A 15523-nucleotide genomic window follows, 5' to 3' on the forward strand; every position below is an offset into this window, starting at 1 on the left:
CGTGGTCAAAGAATGGAAACCTGAGTGTCGTGTGGCGAACTTTGACCAAATCCAGACAAGGTTGAAGCTCCACTCGCCTTGTTCGTGATCCAGCATCACGGAATACCAACTGAACTTGTGCGCGCGCTTGATCCGATCCGTGAGTGGTTTGACCACCAGGGCTGGACTCCTCTCCCCTTTCAACAGGCCACGTGGGAGGCCTACCTCGAGGGCCACAGTGGCCTGATCCAAGTGCCCACGGGATCCGGCAAGACCTTTGCGGCGGTGATGGGGCCGATCGCCCGAATGCTGAATGAAGACCCAGCTCCCCAGGGCATTCGCCTCTTGTATCTCACTCCCCTGCGAGCCCTCAGTCGCGACCTGGCACTGGCCATGCGCGAGCCGATCAAGCAGATGAAGTGGCCACTACGGGTTGGCATCCGCAACGGCGACAGCAGCAGCAGCGAACGCGCGAAACAACTGAAAACGCCGCCACAGATCCTGGTGACGACACCGGAGTCCCTCACACTGCTGCTGAGCAACCCCAAAGCGGAGGAGCTGTTCAGCGGACTGCAGACGGTGGTGCTGGATGAATGGCACGAATTGATGGGAAGCAAACGCGGTAGCCAGACGGAGCTTTGTCTGAGCTGGTTGCGTCAGCTGTGCCCCAGGCTCCAGACCTGGGCCATCAGCGCCACCATCGGCAACTTGGAACAGGCGGCACGCCATGCCCTCGGCGCAAACGGCGACCCGTTGATCGTGGGTGGTGCCCCGACCCGCAGCACCGACATCCACAGCATCCTCCCGGAATCCATCGATGGTTTTCCCTGGGCCGGACATCTGGGGTTACGGATGTACGAGGAGTTGGTGGCGCGGCTCAATCCGGGGGTCAGCACGTTGCTGTTCACCAACACACGTAATCAGTCGGAACGCTGGCACCAGTGCCTGCGCTTTGCCTGCCCGGAAATGGAAGACGCCCTGGCCCTGCATCACAGCGCCATTGACCGCAGTGAACGGGAGGCGATCGAAGCTGCCGTCAAAGCCGGCGATATCCGTTGGGTGGTGTGCACCAGCTCCCTGGATCTTGGAGTGGATTTCCAACCGGTGGAACAGGTGGTGCAGATCGGCAGCCCCAAGAACCTGGCGCGACTGCTGCAACGCGCAGGGCGTTCAGCCCACTTGCCCGGCGGCACCTCTCAGGTGCTGTTCATGCCCACGAATGCCCTGGAACTGCTGGAACTGAGTGCCGTGCGGCGGGGCCTTGAGGACGGACTGGTGGAACAGCGCAAACCACCGATTGCACCAATGGATGTGCTGCTGCAGCACCTCACGAGCCTGGCCTGCGGTCCTGGCTTTGACCCCGATCGCACCCTTGAGTCCATTCGAAGCTGCGCTGCCTACAGCGATCTATCGCAGCAGGACTGGGACTGGTGCCTGCTGTTCCTGGAACAGGGCGGCGAATGCCTGACGGCGTATCCCCGTTACCGGAAACTGGAATGGGATGGGGAAACAAGTCGCTACCGGATCCGAGACAAAGCGATTGCCCGGCTGCATCGGCTCAACATCGGCACGATCACGGCCGCACCGGCCATCACGGTGCGCTTTGTGCGAGGGGCCGTGCTGGGCCATGTGGAAGAGACCTTCATCAGCCAGCTGAAGCCGAAGGATGTGTTCTTTTTCTCGGGTCGGCAGCTGGAATTCGTCCGCCTCCGAGACATGACGGCTTACGTGAAGGTGAGCACCCGCAAAACGCGTACCGTTCCCGCCTGGGCCGGCGGCCAGATGGCGCTGTCCGACCTGCTCACCCATCACCTGCGGCTGGAGGTGGACCGTGCCAGCCGCGGTGAGCTGGACACTCCTGAACTGAAGGCGCTTGAGCCACTGTTCGAACGCCAACAGGACCTGTCCGTGCTGCCGAAGATCGGCCAGCTGTTGATCGAAACCTGCACCACCCGCGAGGGCACCCACCTTTATGCCTACCCCTTTGAAGGACGCTTCGTGCATGAGGGGATCGGGTTTCTCTGGGCGTCCCGTCTCACCCGATTGGAGCGAGGAACGATCACGGTTTCCGTCAACGACTACGGATTCGAGCTGTTGGCTCCCAAGGGCTACCCCATGGCCGAACTGGTGGAGGATCACAGCGATCTGCTGCTGGACCGACAGAACCTCAAGCGAGATCTGCAAAACGCCTTGAACCTCTCCGAACTGCAACGACGTCGCTTCCGCGCCATCGCCCAGATCGCCGGATTGATGAATCGCGGCTTTCCAGGGTCCAGCAAGAGCACGGGACAGCTGCAGATCAGCGCATCGCTGCTGTTTGACGTGTTCAGCCGGCATGAACCGGAGAATCGCCTGCTGCGTCAGGCCCAACGTGAAGTGCTCGAGGAACAACTCGAACTGCCGCGACTGGAGGCCGCCCTGGAGCGGGCCGCGGTCCAGGAGTGGCTGCACGTGTCAACACCCCGACCGGGTCCACTGGCGTTTCCCCTGCTGGTGGAACGACTCAACAACCGCATGAGCAATGAATCTGTCCTCGAGCGGGTTCAGCGCATGCGGGATGAAGCCCTGCGGCGGGAAGACTGAGCCGCAATGCGTTGTTGTTCGGGTTGACGAGCATCGGAAAGTCCCGTTTAACGAATGTTCCAGGCAAGTGCTCGATGTCCGATTCAACCAGCTTCGATGTTGTCCCGACTGACGATGGGGCTGGTTACTGGGTCACGATCTGCTCAGAGCAGCGCTGCTGCAGAGCCTTTGTCTCCTCGATGCACATGGCGGACGGTAAACGTCCACAACTGCTGAGTTGTCTGCACGACACCGGAATGGTCCATCGGTAATTGCCCGGTGCGATCAATCTGCATACTCTTGCGTAAGAGTTGCTTGGGCCATGAAAACGATCCAACTGATCGAGTTTCTAAGCACCAGCAGTGATCTCAGCGATGTTCTGAGCGATGAGGAAGTCATTGCCTTCGCTCCGAATCTGGGCCTTGAAACAGTGTCTGCAGACACGGTTTTAAGGAAAGAAGGAGAGCCGGACTGCAGCCTGCTGATCGTGGTAAGCGGAGAAGTTCGACTCAGTCACGACGGCAATGAGATCACCAAACTCCATCCCGGGCAAATTTTTGGTGAGGGAGTGTTTTCAGAAGATGGGACCAGCTTCGAGCAGGCAACCTGCACCGTTGACAGTGTTGTTGCACGATTGGCACTGAAGAATTTTGAAAAGTTTCTTCAAACAGATGCCAAAGCAGCACAGAAGCTGAAAGAGCACTACACGAATCTGCACCATCAACGCTTGCACGAAGTTGAAGGGCTCAGCTTCAGGGACCAGAGAAAATTCCTGGCGCTTGTCGCTCACAACGAGATGAAACCAAGCCTGATGGAATTCGCAAAATCTCATCAGGACAAATTGCGCAGGTTTCATCTGATTGCTACTGGAACAACAGGCATCAAGCTCTATCAGGAAACAGGATTGATGCTTTCGAAGAAGGTTGCCTCTGGCCCCCTTGGAGGGGATCAGGCGATTGGAAAAATGATTTCCGAAAGCAGCATCCTTGGAATGATCTTCTTTCGGGATCCGCTGTCTGCCCATCCCCACCATGCCGATATCGAGGCTTTAGGACGGCTGTGTGATGTCTATCAGGTGCCCTTTGCCACGAACCCAGGTGGTGCTGCCGCCATTCTCAACCACCTGTTGGTGGATCATCCGGAGGAAGCAGTGATTCCCAATCGCGTGCTGGAGCACTACAGAAATCAGCAGAAAAAGGTTGTTTCGGCTCCATGAGCAACTCCTGGGTCAATTTCATTGGCCTTTATCTGCGGATTGGACTTCTCGGTTTTGGTGGACCCCAGGCCCACATCGCCATGCTTCGGGACGAGGTCGTCAACACCCGTGGCTGGGTTGATGGCAACCGCTTTGATGAAGGTCTGGGACTCTGTGAAGCACTCCCCGGTCCAGCCTCCAGCCAGATGGCGATCTACCTGGGCTGGCTGCAGCGTGGCTGGATCGGGGGCCTGATCAGCGGCATTTGTTTTCTGCTGCCGGGGCTGTTGATCGTGCTGGGCCTGAGTGAGCTCTGGCGCAATGGACAGTCGATCCCGAGTTTCACCACCGCGCTGCAGACCCTGCAACCGGTGATCGCGGCCATCATCTGGGCCTTTGCCTGGAAGCTCATGGGCAGCCGCCGAGCTGGATGGCAACGCGTCACCGCTGTCCTGGTGATGCTGGGGGGACTGATCAACGCATTCACGCCACTGACCCTGCCCGCGGGACTGTTGCTGTTGCTGGCCGGTCTGAGCCGATGGTTGAGTTCTCAACCGCCACCAGCACCCACGCCACCTTCGGCAGGCAATACTGGGTTGCTGACACCGATCCCCCTGGCCACAGCTCCCCTGCTGGTGAGCTCATGGGGCTTGCTAGGCCAGCTGTTCGCCGTGTTTTTCAAAACTGGCTTGCTGGTGTTCGGCGGGGGATTGGTGATCATCCCCTTGCTTGAGCAGCAGGTGGTGACCCTGGGCTGGCTCAACTCCGCCCAGTTCCTCGATGGCGTCGCCATCGGTCAGATTTCACCGGGTCCCGTTGTGCTCACCAGTGCATTCGTCGGTTATCAGGCCGGCTGGCAGGAGGGGGGAGGCAGCTACGCCGTCCTGGCGGCCTGTGTGGCAACGGCTGCCATTTTTCTTCCCAGCTTCCTGTTCATCCTGGCGGGATCGCCTGTCCTGCAACGGTTGCGCCATCAACCCGCAGTGAAGACGGTGCTGAGTGGGGTGCTGGCAGGGGTGCCTGGAGCCGTGGCGGGGGCAGCTCTCCCACTGACGTTGACGGCTGTGGGGAACGGAGTGATGGGGTTACAGCTGCTGTTGTTCAGCCTGGCCCTTTGGCTGAGCGTGACCGGACGCATGAAACCGCTTCCCCTCATTGGCGCATCCCTGATGATCGGGCTGTTGCTGGAGTGGCTGGGCTGAGATGAAGCTGTTCCTGGTGGTGCTGGGGGGGCGTTGTCGTGGCTGCCACACCGAACAGCACGACGTGCGATGGGTGGTGGGAGACACGATCGAAGACACATACCCCCAGTTGATCAAGCAATGGATCGGACTGCGGCGCGGACTTCACCTCGACAGTTATCGCGCCGTTGAACGCGTCGACAACCACAGGGTGGAGGTGGTCCCGGGTGCTGCTGCCTTGAAGCAGACGACTCCAGATCTCCAACTCTGGTTCGTCAATCTCGGGGCTTACGACCCAACCTCGATGGCGGAGCGCCATCACTTCGGGCTGGTGGTGGCACGATCCACAGCTGCCGCCAAGGCGTCAGCCAAGCGTCGGTGGCTCAAGGGACTGGAGCAGATCCACAAGGACGATCTGCATGGCGTGATGCAGGAGCCGGAGCTCGACGACCTGTTACCCATTGATGGCAACGGGCAATGGCATCTACAGCTGACGCCCCTGAATGAGGGCGTGGATCCGCCGGACAGTCCCGATTGGTACGGCTACGGCTTGATCTGAAGCCAGGTCACGCTTCGAGCTCAACGGCCACCCGTGTAACTGACATTCAATTCTTCTCCACAATTCATGAGGAACGCCACCTCCGCCCGGTCAGAGAGGAACATGCAGGTGGTTGCCCCATTCATCTCCTGATAGCAGTAGACATCCATGCCTTCCGAGGGAAGGGGCGAGGTCACAACCTGGCCGTCACGAAGGATATAGCGATTCAAGAGCGTGTCCCGTGTTGTCTTCTGCTAATCGAGCTGGATTGACCGGGCCACAAATGTGTCGATCACAAGAAACGGCAGAGGGCTGAAACGGGCTAGAACGATGCAGTCGATGGGAACAACATGTTTCAGAAATTTCCGGCGCTGCGGAGTGTGTCGATCTACATGGTGCTGAGTTACATCGCCTTGACCCTGGTCAACAACAGCCCCCTCGATCTGGACAACATGTGGGTGGTTTACCTGCCGATGTTCATCACGGTGTATGTCTTTTCGCGTTGGCTGGACAGCCGCTTCAACCAGTCATGACCCGGGAGCAACTTCAGCCGCTGCAGGAGCACGACAAAGAGGAATGGCGACAATTCCTGCTCGAGCAGCTGATCGGTTTTCTTGAACACAACCGAGATCAGATCCTCACGGACTACGAAAACTCAGGTTTGACCAAGCTCGACCGTGAAGCCATCGAAGCCCATGGACTCCTTGATTTCGATCTGTCCATCACCCTTCATCAGGACAAGAGCCACGGGTTCGGTTTGGGGTTGGGATTTTTCAAGGCCAATCTGATCCGTTGACAGCAGCGCCTTGCCATCAAAATGTGAAGACCGATTGACGGGCCTGGATCGCTTCCTAACGTTTGATCAATCGCAGATTGAACATGCGGGACGGGATTCTGGATGAACTCATTCAGATGGATACGTGGGATTGGTGGAAAGCTTTGATCTATGAACTGAGAGAACGAAAGGAATACGCGGAAGCCGAGGCTGTGTTCAACGAATTCAAACTAAGTGAGCGCAAATAAATACCACTCTTGGTGTTTCGCAGTGACCGTCGGATTGATCACAGCAGGTCCTGCGCATGCCATGACGGAGTGCGAATTCATCCAACGAACCATGAATAAGTTGGGATCACGCATGTCGATCCTGCGCTTGAGAATTGCCTCAGCCGATGATCCTGCAGTTCAGGAAGCAGCCAGCGAACAACTCCGAAGTGACACGGATGACTACAGGCTGGCAAAAAAGCAATATGAACGCTCCGATTGTGGAGACGATCGCTGGAGTCGCGACTAACGGGTCGCGATGGATTCCTTCACCTCAACCGGTTGAATCGCTTCAACAAGCTCAAACTCTTTCGTCGATACCTCCAGCTGCGGCAGCGGTGATGATGTCGCCTCAAGGGACGTCACAAGCGACTCGAGCGTGGCGACGGCTGCCTTGAGCAGAGGGAACAGGACACGTTCACCCAAAGCAACGGCCGCACCCAAGACAACAACACTGGTGTCAATAACAGGATTTTTCAATCTTGCCACGGCTCAATCTCAACGATTGAGCCATTATACGAGATTTATTCAGGAATCATCGCCTCAGAAACAACCCGATTCGCTTGTGTTCATTTCGTGTAAGAAACGCCGCGGTACGTCAACACGATCGCGTTGGATGCCAACGCATTGAGGGCATCTAGCCTGCGAGCCTGATAAAAACTTGCCCTGATAACGCAGTTGAATATCAGGTTTTACCTGAAGGTCAGAGGACTTGATATAGGTATTACCGAGAAAATTCAGTTGCATGCAGAAAAATGAAGCCCGCAAATCATCGGCCCACTCAATGCAAAAAACAAGGTTCGCCGGACACGTCAACTTGGAAACAACATAAAAGTGTTCATCAAGGAACCAAAAATCCGTACGGCTGCGAACATTTCCTCAAAAAACACGGGATACGAATCAAATCCCCTCCAGTTGACTCACCTGGTTGGGCGTTGATCAAACCTGGATTTTAGAATCTCACTGCGTGACTCCTGTTTGACAGGGCAGGACCAGGGCCCTGAAGATCAAAGCGCTTCAACTGTTTTGGATGGACACCCAGTCCCTGGTCACCATCGCCACACCATTTCTGGTGTTTGGCGGAGTCTTTGCCGTGCTGTTGCTGGTCTGGGATCGCGACTGATCGATGTGGACCCCCTACGCGGACTGGATTTACACCGTGGTCAGCCTCAGTGGCCTGCTCCTGATCTGCTGGTTGGTGCTGGTCCGTTCTGCCCGCTGAATCAACCGACGATCGCTTCCATCTCAGGCTCCAGGAGCACATCGCGGGCGTTGTTGTAACGCGTCATCATCTCTGGATCACCGCCCTTGTCGGGGTGATGCTTCACCGCAAGCAGCTTGTGAGCGCGCTTCACCTGCTGTTCTGTCAATCGGCCGGTGAGAGGCAATCCAAGGCTCTGACGGGCCTTGATGGCCTCGATGTCAGGGTCGCGGCCCATCGGGCACTGTTCGCGGCGATGGTTGGCTTTGCCAGGCTTGCACTTGGCGGCCTTCTTACCGGCTGAACCGATGCCACCACCGAATCCGCCGCTAGCACCACCGAACCCAGACGTTTTCGCCACCGAAGGACTCTCCACCAAGGGCGCCACAATGACTGATCGCGGGTCCCGGCTTCGGTGATCTGCGTGACCCCGTGCTTTGACAACCACCAGAGTGACCATGGAGCGTGTCCGCGACTACCCCCGACCACCTCGGTTGGAAGCCTGCCAGGACCACGTTCGTGTGGAGGTTCTCGGCGAAGTCCTGGCGGAGACCCGGAGCAGTCTGCGGGTGCTGGAAACCTTCCATCCACCCACCTATTACCTGCCTCCGGAAGCCATGAACTCCGGGTTGCTGGTGCCCGCCGCGGGGCGACCTTCGTTCTGTGAGTGGAAGGGAGTGGCGAGCTATTTCGACGTGGTGGTGGGAGACCAACGACTCTCCCGGCCGGTGTGGACCTACAACAGCCCCAGTGAACGTTTTCGGGAACTGGCCGGTTGGTACGCCCTCTACCCCGGCCTGATGGATTCCTGCTGGGTGAATGGTGAACGGGTGGTGCCCCAGCAGGGAGGGTTTTACGGCGGTTGGATCACGTCCCAGGTGGAAGGCCCCTTCAAAGGGGATCCAAACCATCCTGAACTGATCTGATCAGATCAGCCCAGGGGCTTGGTGGCCACCACCGCAAAGAACGGATCACCCTTTCCGCCGAGCAGTCCCATGACTCCCTCTCCGCGGGTCTGTTCCGCCACGATCTCCGGCTTGGGCCAGCCCTGGGCCATCAGCACCGAAGCCACATACGTGAGGTGATCACGGTCGTCACCATCGGTCCAGACCTGTGGGGCCTTGGTGAAGAACATGCGGTTGCTGAAAGCCACGATCACCTGGCCTCGGGGACGGGTGATCCGCAGGAGTTCAGCCGCAATGGCCTCAGGCTGCTGCAGGTACTGCCAGCCGGCCACGATCAAGGTGCAGTCGACACTGTCGTTGTCGAGGGGCAGCACCTGATCGCGGTTGAGGTTCTGCACCCAGTGACGATCCAGGCTCGGATTGGCCGCCAGCTCCTCGTCATTAAGCCCATGGCCCAAAACGGTGTCATAGGCGATGTCCTCTGGCAGATGACTGACCCAGCTGCTCATCAGGTCCAACACCTCAGCGCAGGGGGGGATCCGCTCCCGGTAGAGCTGCGTCAAGCGAGCCCGGAAGCCGGCATCGAGGTGATGGACGAAGCGTGGCTCGCTGTAGAAAAGCGCGTCATCGCTGCCATCCAGCTTGTAGCGCTGGGATTCCTGAAGAACTCTAACGGCCGGCATGGCTCAACCCAGCTCCAGATACCAACGCACCACGCCGGTCAGTTGTCCGACGATGCCCTGGCCGGTAAGCAGTTCCCCAAGCACCGCAGCCGCGAAACCGACCATCGCGGCACGTCCGTTGAGTCCCTCGACAAAGGTCAGCGCCGACTGATTCCAGGGGCGTGCCGTGGTGAGCGACTCTCCGAAGCGCTCGGGTTGCTCGTACTGAAAAGCCGGCCGCGTCATGGCAACGAACAGGACCAGCGGACCTTAACGGGCGTATCTGGTCGAATGGGGTATGACGACCAGGATTGATAGGAGGAACGTCGCTCCAGACGACCGTCTGCGCACACAGCCCGCATCGCCAGCACCCTGGTCGACCATTCGGTCTGACCCGCTTTTTTCAGCAGCAGGGCGGCACTGAACTCAACGGTGTCCCCCACAGCTTGAGCAGCTCGCAGGTACTCCGCTGCTTGAACACGGTCATTGCGGATCGCCTCCATGAACTGCCACGTCGGCTCCGGCAGGTGAGCCTCCCGCACCTGCCGCCACTCCTCAGGCTCCGGCTGCGGGCGCCAGTCCGCCAGGGCGGCGGCCCCATGCACAACAGCAAGCAGCCCAAGGGCGGCGCCGGTCCAACGATGAAGTTTCAGCATTCAATCCACGGCGAAGGAGATGACTCCATCCCAGCAGGCGGCTGTTGCGTCCAGCAGGCGGATGTTGCGTGTTGAAGGCGGTGCCGATCAAAACAAGAAAAAACCCCTGCATTGAGTAGGGGCATAACACTGTGTTCCCTCAGATTCACAACACCCGCAGGGCTGGATCGGTGGACACCAGCTGTACAGAAGATGAAGCCGAAGACGACGGCCAGCAAGCACTGCAAAGCGGTTTTGGTTTGGCTGGTTTGGGTGGTGGTCATGGCTGATTCCTCTGTCGTGGAAGGGGATGTTGAAACCCCTCGAATGCATTCAGCATCAGCGAAGCAAAGGCTTTGCACATCCCCCAGATGAGTGAAAATGCTCGCCGGATTATTCACTTGGAATGAATTAATACCAACAACTTTACGAAGCGTTGAAACGCAAACATGAACAAATGGTTATGGCATCAGGCAGATTGAACGTGTCATGTTGAGATCGTTACGCCTCAGAAATCATGTCAACAACCACTGAGGGACGGACTCCCTACACCGTTCGCCACAAGAACTCAAACGGAGAGAAACTGGAGTCCTGCTTCTACGCCAGTGATGCCTATGAAGCCCGGCTGCTGGCCATGGAGTTCAACGCGTACATCAAACAGCATCCGAATTGCATCGACTCCATCCTTCAGACCAAGGCCTGAAGCATCAAGGCTCGGGCTGCTGAGCAGCAGCCCGACGGCGCTCCACCTGAACAAACAACAGCCAGGCCAGGCTGGCCAGGCCGCCCCCCAGCCAATCGCTGCGCAGAAGCTCGACGATCGCCACGGTGCTAGCGCCGATCCTCAATCCCCGCAGCAGAAGATCCATCAACGCAGGTGTCCGAGGCTGATCGCGCTGCATCGGCAGGATCCGGAAGGATGGCGTCACGGAAGCTTCCCATGACCTCAGATCTGCCGCTGGACTCCGCCGTTGTCCTTGACCTGGAACGTCAGGCCCGGCAGCAGGGGACAGGGATAACGCCCCAACACCTCGCTGGCTGCTGGTGGCTGAACACCACCTGGTCGCGTCAAGGCGCGGCCGCACCGAAGGCCTCCTCGCTGCTGTTGCGCGCACTCCAGGCCTGTCTGGAACTGGAGGTGCAGGAAGCAGATCTGCGGATCGCCAACCAGGTGAGCCTTGGGCCGCTGCAGCTTCGCTTCGAGGGGAGCGCCTGCCTGGTGGGTCGCCGGCCCCTTTTGCAGTTCAGCTTCTCAACCGTGCGGGTGATGCTCGGTTCAACACGTCTGTTCGAACGAAACCTGGCCCAACCGCAGCCGCAGCGCATGCCCTTCTTTGCCCTCATCGGCGTGGGCAAGGACGCCAACTGGCTCTGTGCCCGCGGGCGCGGGGGAGGTCTGGCGCTATGGGTGAAGGACCCTGCGCTGCAGCGATGACCATCAGCGTCGCCCTGGCCATGCTCGAGCGGGATGGTCGCTGGTTGCTGCAGCTCCGTGATGATATCGACTCGATCATCTACCCGGGTCACTGGGGTCTGTTCGGGGGCCATGTTGAGCCGGGGGAGTCAGCGGCTGAGGCTGTTCAGCGCGAACTGGAGGAAGAAATCAGTTGGTGCCCTTCCGCACCACTGCAGCACTGGTTCAGCGATGCCAGCAGCAGCCGCACCGCCCAAGTGTTCCGGGGCGCGCTGACGGTGCCCCTGGACCAGCTGAAGCTCAAGGAAGGGCAGGACCTCAAACTCGCCAGCCTCGAGGAGCTCGGCAGCGAGATGATCTGGAGCGATCACTGTCAGGAACTGCGTCCGATCGCCCCAGGCCTGACCATCGTCATTCGCCGTCTGCTGGCCGAAATGAATGACAGCTGAAGCCTGGTTCGACATCAAGGACGGCGAAGCCTGGCTGGGGGAGCAACCGGTCCTGCGGGACCTGTCTCTGCAACTGCGACTGGGGGAATCCACCACCGTGCTGGGGCCCAACGGGGCCGGCAAGAGCAGCCTGGTGAAGCTGATCGACCGCAGCCTGCATCCGATCGTCAAACCGACGGCCCACCTCAAGCTGTTCGGGGCATCCACGGTGAATCTCTGGCGGTTGCGGCGGCGGTTGGGGGTGGTGACCAGTGAACTGGAGCTACGCATTCCGGCGCGCTGTCCTGCCCGGGAGGTGGTGCAGTGCGGCCTGTTCGGCTCCATGGGTCTGGGCCGTGACCAGGTGCCGAGCACAGCTCAACGGGAGCACAGCGACCGGCTCCTCGAGCAGCTCGATCTGCAGTCGATCGCCGAGCAACGCTTCGGGACGCTGTCGGACGGTCAGAAACGTCGGCTGTTGATCGCCCGGGCCCTGGTGCACGAACCGGAGGTTCTGGTGCTGGATGAACCGAGTCGCGCCCTGGATCTGAAGGCCTGCCATCGACTGCTCCACACCCTGCGGCAGCTCTGCCGCCAGGGCACCACCGTGGTCCAGGTGACCCATCGCATCGACACGATCGTCCCGGAGATGCAGCGGGTGCTGTTTCTATCCAGCGGCCGGATCGTGGGGGATGGTTGTCCCGAGGCGATGCTTCAGGACAACCCCCTCAGCAAGCTGTTTGAAACGCCGCTGCAGGTGGTGCACGCCAATGGCTTCCGTCAGGTGCTGCCGGCCTGACCAGGGCCTGCCTCCAGCCACTGCTGCAGGCTGTCCATCGGCTGAGCGGGCGAGCTGGTGATTTCAATGATGCGACCACATGCGGCCGGAACCTCCAGAGCATCGAGGCAGACCCGCGCCACCAGGCGGCGGGGAATGCTGTTGCTCTGCTGCTGATCGGCAGCGGTGAACACAACCCCCTCCGCCTCAGCACGCCCGTCGTCTTCACTGAGGCCCCCGGGGCGGACGATGGTCCAATCCAGGCCGCTGCGCTCCAGCCAGCGCTCACCCAGTCGTTTCCACACCAGGATCAGTCCGAACAGATTGAGCGGGTGCAGCCAGCGGCCGGCACAGAGGGAACTCACCAGCACCACCCGCTGGAGACCGACGGCGCGGCAGGCCTGCACCTGCGCCTGCACCCCGGCAGCATCCACCTGCAGCGGGCCCGCGAGATTGATCGAGGGTCTGGCGCCCGTGGCAATCACCAGTGCTGTGCATCCCTTCAGGGCATGCAGCAACGCCTCGCCCGAACTGAGATCAAGCCGATGCACCTGCAGCCGTTGATCCCGCTCGGCTGCCGCCCAGGCCGGAGGCACCAGCGACTCCGGCCGCACGATGGCCCGCACGGACAGCCCGCGCGCCAGGGCTTCCTCCACCAATCGCCATCCGGTTTTGCCGGAGGCACCGGACACCGCCAACCGCTGCATCAACCTTGTCTCAGAGATCTCCAGTCAACTGCCCCTGGGACCGCCTGAGCACACCATGGCGTGGTGCCAGGAGGAAGGCCAGCAGGAACTGTGCCGTTTGGGCAAGCACGATGCAGCCGGCGGTGGAGCTGTCGGTCCAGTAGCTGATGAACACGCCAAGGACACTGGACAGAACGCTGCTGATCACCGCCAGAACGGTCATGCGATCGAAACGGTCGGTGAGCAGGTACGCCGTGGCGCCGGGGGTGACCAACATCGCCACCACCAGAATGATGCCAACCGTCTGCAGGCCGACCACCGCCGCCAGAGAGAGCAGACCCAGCAGCATGTAGTGCAGAACCCCGGTGTTGATTCCGATCGAGCGGGCGTGGGTGGGGTCAAAGCAGAACAGCATCAGGTCCCGCCGGAACAGCAGCAGCAGCACCAGCACCAGGGCTGAAATCAGCAGCGTCTGCTGGATGTCTCCCTCGGTGATGCCGAGAACATTGCCGAACAGGATGTGGGTGAGATCGATGTTGCTGCGGGTCTTGGACACCAGCACCAGGCCCAGAGCAAAAAACCCGGTGAACACCAGCCCGATCACCGTGTCTTCCTTGACCCGGGATTTCTGCTTCACAAACCCGATCGCCGCCACGGACCCCACACCGAAGACGAAGGCCCCCAGCGAAAAGGGCAGGCCCAGGGCGTAGGCCACCACCACGCCGGGCAGCACCGCATGGGAGACGGCATCCCCCATCAACGCCCAACCCTTCAGGGTCATGTAGCAGGAGAGCAGTCCGCAGACGCCTCCCACCAGGGCGCTCACCAACAGCGCTCTCACCATGAAGGCGTGACTGAGGGGTTCCAGCAGCCAGTCCATGCAGTGCAAGACAGCGTTGCCCACATCCTCAACCATGAAAGAGACAGTTGAGCTGATGCGGAAAACGTTCAGGATGGGGATCCAGGCTTCGGCTCGATGCCCCGCGCCTCCACCCTGATCGCCAGGCCGGCGCTGCGCCGGTTGCCGACACGGCCGAGCCGGCTTGTGCAGGGTCTGATCCGGCGGTTGCTTCCCAGGCTGTTTCGGCTGCAGGGCCTTGAACTGCGCAGCGGTAACGCTGCGGAAGGGCTGGCAAGGGCCTTTGATGCGCAACAGGCTGGTGAGAGCACGCTTCTGATTGCCTTCCGTCACCCCAGCACCCGGGACCCGTTGGTGCTGGCGGATCTGTTCTGGAACCGGGTCCCCGCGGAGGCCGCCGCATGGCGCAAACCCCTGCCACGGCCAGTGGAGCTGCGCTTCCTCTACGACCGCGGCATCCCGATCTGGGCCGGCCCGCTGATCGGCTGGCTGCTGCAGCGCTGCGGAGGAATCGCCATTCATCGCGGCCGGCTTGACCGTCCGGCCCTGGCCCAGGCGCGAGCAACCCTGGCGCAGGGTCTCCATGCCCTAGTGGTGGCACCGGAGGGCGCCACCAACAACCTCTCCGGAGAGATGGCGCCACTGGAGCCAGGGGTGGCGCAGCTCGCCTTCTGGGCGGCCGACGATCTCGCCAAAGCCAACGACAGCCGAGAGCTGCAGTTGCTGCCGCTCGGCATCCGCTACAGCTGGCGCCAGCAGCGCTGGAGCGCTCTCGATGAACGACTTTCCGCCCTGGAGAGACATCTCGGCGTGGAGCCGGAGCAGGAGCCGGCCGAAGACCCGATCAGCCCCCGTCGGGACCGGTTGCTGCGCATCGGTGCCCACCTGATGAAGGCGCTTGAGCAACTGGAACGGCTGAAGCCTCCCGAAGGAACAAGCCTCACCGAACGGATCGAGGGCTACCGACTGCACGGGCTGGCCACTGCGGAGGCCCATTTCCAGCTGAAGGCCGGCGGCAACCTGCAGGAACGCTGCCGCCGGATCGAACAGGCCGCCTGGGATCGCATCTACAGGGAAGAGCTGGACCAGTTGCCGCCGCTTGAGCGGGGCCTGGCGGACTGGGAAGCCCAGGAAGCTGATCTGCAGCTCAGCCGCATGCGACTGGTGGAGCATTTCACCAGCGTCAGCGGTCATTACGTCAGTGATCAGCCGGACTTCGACCGTCTGGCCGAGATGCTGTTGCTGGTGGAGGAAGCCATCGGGTGGATCGAAGCCAAACCCTGGCCAGCCCGCCCTTCCCTCGGACCCCAGCGGGTGGAACTGAGTCTCGGTGATCCCCTGCCGGTGGAGAACCGGCTGAAGGACTATCACCGCAACCGGCGTCGTGCCGTCCAGGACCTCACCCAGGCCCTGGAACAGGAGCTCAGCTCCCTGATCTCTCCAGCCTGAATCCACACCC

At 60.4% G+C, this 15523-nt stretch carries 22 protein-coding genes; 14 read left to right on the forward strand and 8 right to left on the reverse strand.

Features of this window, described 5'->3' with window-relative positions; translation table 11 throughout:
• Nucleotides 1–117: 117 nt before the first annotated feature.
• The 7 genes from SynA1528_RS06555 (at nucleotide 118) to SynA1528_RS06585 (ending at nucleotide 6251) form a co-directional block, all read left to right on the forward strand.
• Nucleotides 118–2562, forward strand: coding sequence for a ligase-associated DNA damage response DEXH box helicase (locus SynA1528_RS06555; protein WP_186586065.1), 2445 nt, complete (start codon nucleotides 118–120; stop codon nucleotides 2560–2562).
• Nucleotides 2563–2636: 74 nt separating this feature from the next.
• Nucleotides 2637–2813, forward strand: coding sequence for a hypothetical protein (locus SynA1528_RS06560; RefSeq protein WP_186586066.1), 177 nt, complete (start codon nucleotides 2637–2639; stop codon nucleotides 2811–2813).
• A 50-nt stretch (nucleotides 2814–2863) separates the two neighbouring features.
• The gene (locus SynA1528_RS06565) at nucleotides 2864–3757 is read left to right on the forward strand and encodes a methylglyoxal synthase (protein ID WP_186586067.1); all 894 of its coding nucleotides are present in this window, start codon (nucleotides 2864–2866) and stop codon (nucleotides 3755–3757) included.
• A complete protein-coding gene (gene chrA, locus SynA1528_RS06570) occupies nucleotides 3754–4938 on the forward strand; it encodes a chromate efflux transporter (RefSeq protein ID WP_186586068.1) in 1185 nt (394 codons plus the stop codon). The genes SynA1528_RS06565 and chrA overlap by 4 nt, the downstream gene beginning before the upstream one ends.
• Nucleotide 4939: 1 nt before the next feature.
• Nucleotides 4940–5476 carry a DUF1543 domain-containing protein gene (locus SynA1528_RS06575; RefSeq protein WP_186586069.1) on the forward strand — a complete coding sequence of 179 codons (537 nt, stop codon included), beginning with the start codon at nucleotides 4940–4942 and terminating at the stop codon, nucleotides 5474–5476.
• A 329-nt stretch (nucleotides 5477–5805) separates the two neighbouring features.
• Entirely contained in the window at nucleotides 5806–5988 is a 183-nt protein-coding gene (locus SynA1528_RS06580) for a hypothetical protein (RefSeq protein WP_186586070.1), read from the forward strand.
• A complete protein-coding gene (locus SynA1528_RS06585) occupies nucleotides 5985–6251 on the forward strand; it encodes a hypothetical protein (RefSeq protein ID WP_186586071.1) in 267 nt (88 codons plus the stop codon). Before SynA1528_RS06580 ends, SynA1528_RS06585 begins: the two co-directional genes overlap by 4 nt.
• 491 nt (nucleotides 6252–6742) lie before the next feature.
• Here SynA1528_RS06585 and SynA1528_RS06590 read toward each other — a convergent pair whose 3' ends face one another.
• On the reverse strand, nucleotides 6743–6985 hold the full coding sequence (locus SynA1528_RS06590; RefSeq protein ID WP_186586072.1) for a hypothetical protein: 243 nt from the start codon (nucleotides 6983–6985) through the stop codon (nucleotides 6743–6745).
• 637 nt (nucleotides 6986–7622) lie between these two features.
• Between SynA1528_RS06590 and SynA1528_RS06595 the strand changes: the two genes are divergently transcribed.
• On the forward strand, nucleotides 7623–7718 hold the full coding sequence (locus SynA1528_RS06595; RefSeq protein ID WP_042503531.1) for a hypothetical protein: 96 nt from the start codon (nucleotides 7623–7625) through the stop codon (nucleotides 7716–7718).
• 1 nt (nucleotide 7719) lies between these two features.
• Here SynA1528_RS06595 and SynA1528_RS06600 read toward each other — a convergent pair whose 3' ends face one another.
• A complete protein-coding gene (locus tag SynA1528_RS06600) occupies nucleotides 7720–8058 on the reverse strand; it encodes a molecular chaperone DnaJ (protein WP_286187754.1) in 339 nt (112 codons plus the stop codon).
• A gap of 97 nt (nucleotides 8059–8155) precedes the next feature.
• Here SynA1528_RS06600 and SynA1528_RS06605 point away from each other — a divergent pair, with 97 nt between their 5' ends.
• Nucleotides 8156–8623 (forward strand): DUF427 domain-containing protein, encoded by a 468-nt coding sequence (locus SynA1528_RS06605; protein ID WP_186588327.1) that lies wholly within the window; start codon nucleotides 8156–8158, stop codon nucleotides 8621–8623.
• A gap of 5 nt (nucleotides 8624–8628) precedes the next feature.
• On the opposite strand, the gene SynA1528_RS06610 is transcribed toward SynA1528_RS06605, so the two are convergent.
• From SynA1528_RS06610 to SynA1528_RS06620, 3 genes are read right to left on the reverse strand one after another with little or no spacing between them, the layout of a single operon-like run.
• On the reverse strand, nucleotides 8629–9285 hold the full coding sequence (locus SynA1528_RS06610) for a methyltransferase domain-containing protein (protein ID WP_186586074.1): 657 nt from the start codon (nucleotides 9283–9285) through the stop codon (nucleotides 8629–8631).
• Between the two features lie 3 nt (nucleotides 9286–9288).
• Nucleotides 9289–9510, reverse strand: coding sequence for a chlorophyll a/b-binding protein (locus tag SynA1528_RS06615; RefSeq protein WP_186586075.1), 222 nt, complete (start codon nucleotides 9508–9510; stop codon nucleotides 9289–9291).
• Complete coding sequence (locus SynA1528_RS06620) at nucleotides 9507–9920, reverse strand: hypothetical protein (RefSeq protein ID WP_186586076.1); 414 nt, start codon at nucleotides 9918–9920, stop codon at nucleotides 9507–9509. The genes SynA1528_RS06615 and SynA1528_RS06620 overlap by 4 nt, the downstream gene beginning before the upstream one ends.
• A 496-nt stretch (nucleotides 9921–10416) precedes the next feature.
• Between SynA1528_RS06620 and SynA1528_RS06625 the strand changes: the two genes are divergently transcribed.
• The gene (locus SynA1528_RS06625) at nucleotides 10417–10602 is read left to right on the forward strand and encodes a DUF8647 family protein (RefSeq protein ID WP_186511489.1); all 186 of its coding nucleotides are present in this window, start codon (nucleotides 10417–10419) and stop codon (nucleotides 10600–10602) included.
• 4 nt (nucleotides 10603–10606) lie between these two features.
• On the opposite strand, the gene SynA1528_RS06630 is transcribed toward SynA1528_RS06625, so the two are convergent.
• Nucleotides 10607–10801 carry a hypothetical protein gene (locus SynA1528_RS06630; RefSeq protein ID WP_186588328.1) on the reverse strand — a complete coding sequence of 65 codons (195 nt, stop codon included), beginning with the start codon at nucleotides 10799–10801 and terminating at the stop codon, nucleotides 10607–10609.
• 38 nt (nucleotides 10802–10839) lie between these two features.
• On the opposite strand from SynA1528_RS06630, the gene SynA1528_RS06635 reads away from it, so the two are divergent.
• The 3 genes from SynA1528_RS06635 to SynA1528_RS06645 are packed head-to-tail and all read left to right on the forward strand — an operon-like array spanning nucleotide 10840 to nucleotide 12540.
• Nucleotides 10840–11334 (forward strand): hypothetical protein, encoded by a 495-nt coding sequence (locus tag SynA1528_RS06635; RefSeq protein WP_186586077.1) that lies wholly within the window; start codon nucleotides 10840–10842, stop codon nucleotides 11332–11334.
• The gene (locus SynA1528_RS06640; RefSeq protein WP_186586078.1) at nucleotides 11331–11762 is read left to right on the forward strand and encodes an NUDIX hydrolase; all 432 of its coding nucleotides are present in this window, start codon (nucleotides 11331–11333) and stop codon (nucleotides 11760–11762) included. The genes SynA1528_RS06635 and SynA1528_RS06640 overlap by 4 nt, the downstream gene beginning before the upstream one ends.
• On the forward strand, nucleotides 11752–12540 hold the full coding sequence (locus tag SynA1528_RS06645) for an ABC transporter ATP-binding protein (protein ID WP_186586079.1): 789 nt from the start codon (nucleotides 11752–11754) through the stop codon (nucleotides 12538–12540). Before SynA1528_RS06640 ends, SynA1528_RS06645 begins: the two co-directional genes overlap by 11 nt.
• On the opposite strand, the gene SynA1528_RS06650 is transcribed toward SynA1528_RS06645, so the two are convergent.
• Entirely contained in the window at nucleotides 12522–13226 is a 705-nt protein-coding gene (locus tag SynA1528_RS06650) for an SDR family oxidoreductase (RefSeq protein WP_186586080.1), read from the reverse strand. The two genes, SynA1528_RS06645 and SynA1528_RS06650, sit on opposite strands and share 19 nt — an antisense overlap.
• Nucleotides 13227–13236: 10 nt before the next feature.
• On the reverse strand, nucleotides 13237–14085 hold the full coding sequence (locus tag SynA1528_RS06655; protein ID WP_186588329.1) for a metal ABC transporter permease: 849 nt from the start codon (nucleotides 14083–14085) through the stop codon (nucleotides 13237–13239).
• Nucleotides 14086–14181: 96 nt separating this feature from the next.
• Here SynA1528_RS06655 and SynA1528_RS06660 point away from each other — a divergent pair, with 96 nt between their 5' ends.
• Nucleotides 14182–15513 carry a 1-acyl-sn-glycerol-3-phosphate acyltransferase gene (locus tag SynA1528_RS06660; protein ID WP_186586081.1) on the forward strand — a complete coding sequence of 444 codons (1332 nt, stop codon included), beginning with the start codon at nucleotides 14182–14184 and terminating at the stop codon, nucleotides 15511–15513.
• Nucleotides 15514–15523: the final 10 nt, after the last annotated feature.

The sequence above is a fragment of the Synechococcus sp. A15-28 genome (assembly GCF_014280175.1).
Classification (GTDB): domain Bacteria; phylum Cyanobacteriota; class Cyanobacteriia; order PCC-6307; family Cyanobiaceae; genus Parasynechococcus.

Bases quoted from the DNA above. Each gene is read 5' to 3' on its own strand.
- SynA1528_RS06560 (WP_186586066.1), top strand. From the start codon at position 2,637: ATGTCCGATTCAACCAGCTTCGATGTTGTCCCGACTGACGATGGGGCT.
- SynA1528_RS06565 (WP_186586067.1), top strand. From the start codon at position 2,864: ATGAAAACGATCCAACTGATCGAGTTTCTAAGCACCAGCAGTGATCTC.
- chrA (WP_186586068.1), top strand. From the start codon at position 3,754: ATGAGCAACTCCTGGGTCAATTTCATTGGCCTTTATCTGCGGATTGGA.
- SynA1528_RS06575 (WP_186586069.1), top strand. From the start codon at position 4,940: ATGAAGCTGTTCCTGGTGGTGCTGGGGGGGCGTTGTCGTGGCTGCCAC.
- SynA1528_RS06580 (WP_186586070.1), top strand. From the start codon at position 5,806: ATGTTTCAGAAATTTCCGGCGCTGCGGAGTGTGTCGATCTACATGGTG.
- SynA1528_RS06585 (WP_186586071.1), top strand. From the start codon at position 5,985: ATGACCCGGGAGCAACTTCAGCCGCTGCAGGAGCACGACAAAGAGGAA.
- SynA1528_RS06595 (WP_042503531.1), top strand. From the start codon at position 7,623: ATGTGGACCCCCTACGCGGACTGGATTTACACCGTGGTCAGCCTCAGT.
- SynA1528_RS06605 (WP_186588327.1), top strand. From the start codon at position 8,156: ATGGAGCGTGTCCGCGACTACCCCCGACCACCTCGGTTGGAAGCCTGC.
- SynA1528_RS06610 (WP_186586074.1), bottom strand. From the start codon at position 9,285: ATGCCGGCCGTTAGAGTTCTTCAGGAATCCCAGCGCTACAAGCTGGAT.
- SynA1528_RS06615 (WP_186586075.1), bottom strand. From the start codon at position 9,510: ATGACGCGGCCGGCTTTTCAGTACGAGCAACCCGAGCGCTTCGGAGAG.
- SynA1528_RS06620 (WP_186586076.1), bottom strand. From the start codon at position 9,920: ATGCTGAAACTTCATCGTTGGACCGGCGCCGCCCTTGGGCTGCTTGCT.
- SynA1528_RS06625 (WP_186511489.1), top strand. From the start codon at position 10,417: ATGTCAACAACCACTGAGGGACGGACTCCCTACACCGTTCGCCACAAG.
- SynA1528_RS06630 (WP_186588328.1), bottom strand. From the start codon at position 10,801: ATGCAGCGCGATCAGCCTCGGACACCTGCGTTGATGGATCTTCTGCTG.
- SynA1528_RS06635 (WP_186586077.1), top strand. From the start codon at position 10,840: ATGACCTCAGATCTGCCGCTGGACTCCGCCGTTGTCCTTGACCTGGAA.
- SynA1528_RS06640 (WP_186586078.1), top strand. From the start codon at position 11,331: ATGACCATCAGCGTCGCCCTGGCCATGCTCGAGCGGGATGGTCGCTGG.
- SynA1528_RS06645 (WP_186586079.1), top strand. From the start codon at position 11,752: ATGACAGCTGAAGCCTGGTTCGACATCAAGGACGGCGAAGCCTGGCTG.
- SynA1528_RS06650 (WP_186586080.1), bottom strand. From the start codon at position 13,226: ATGCAGCGGTTGGCGGTGTCCGGTGCCTCCGGCAAAACCGGATGGCGA.
- SynA1528_RS06655 (WP_186588329.1), bottom strand. From the start codon at position 14,085: ATGGACTGGCTGCTGGAACCCCTCAGTCACGCCTTCATGGTGAGAGCG.
- SynA1528_RS06660 (WP_186586081.1), top strand. From the start codon at position 14,182: ATGCCCCGCGCCTCCACCCTGATCGCCAGGCCGGCGCTGCGCCGGTTG.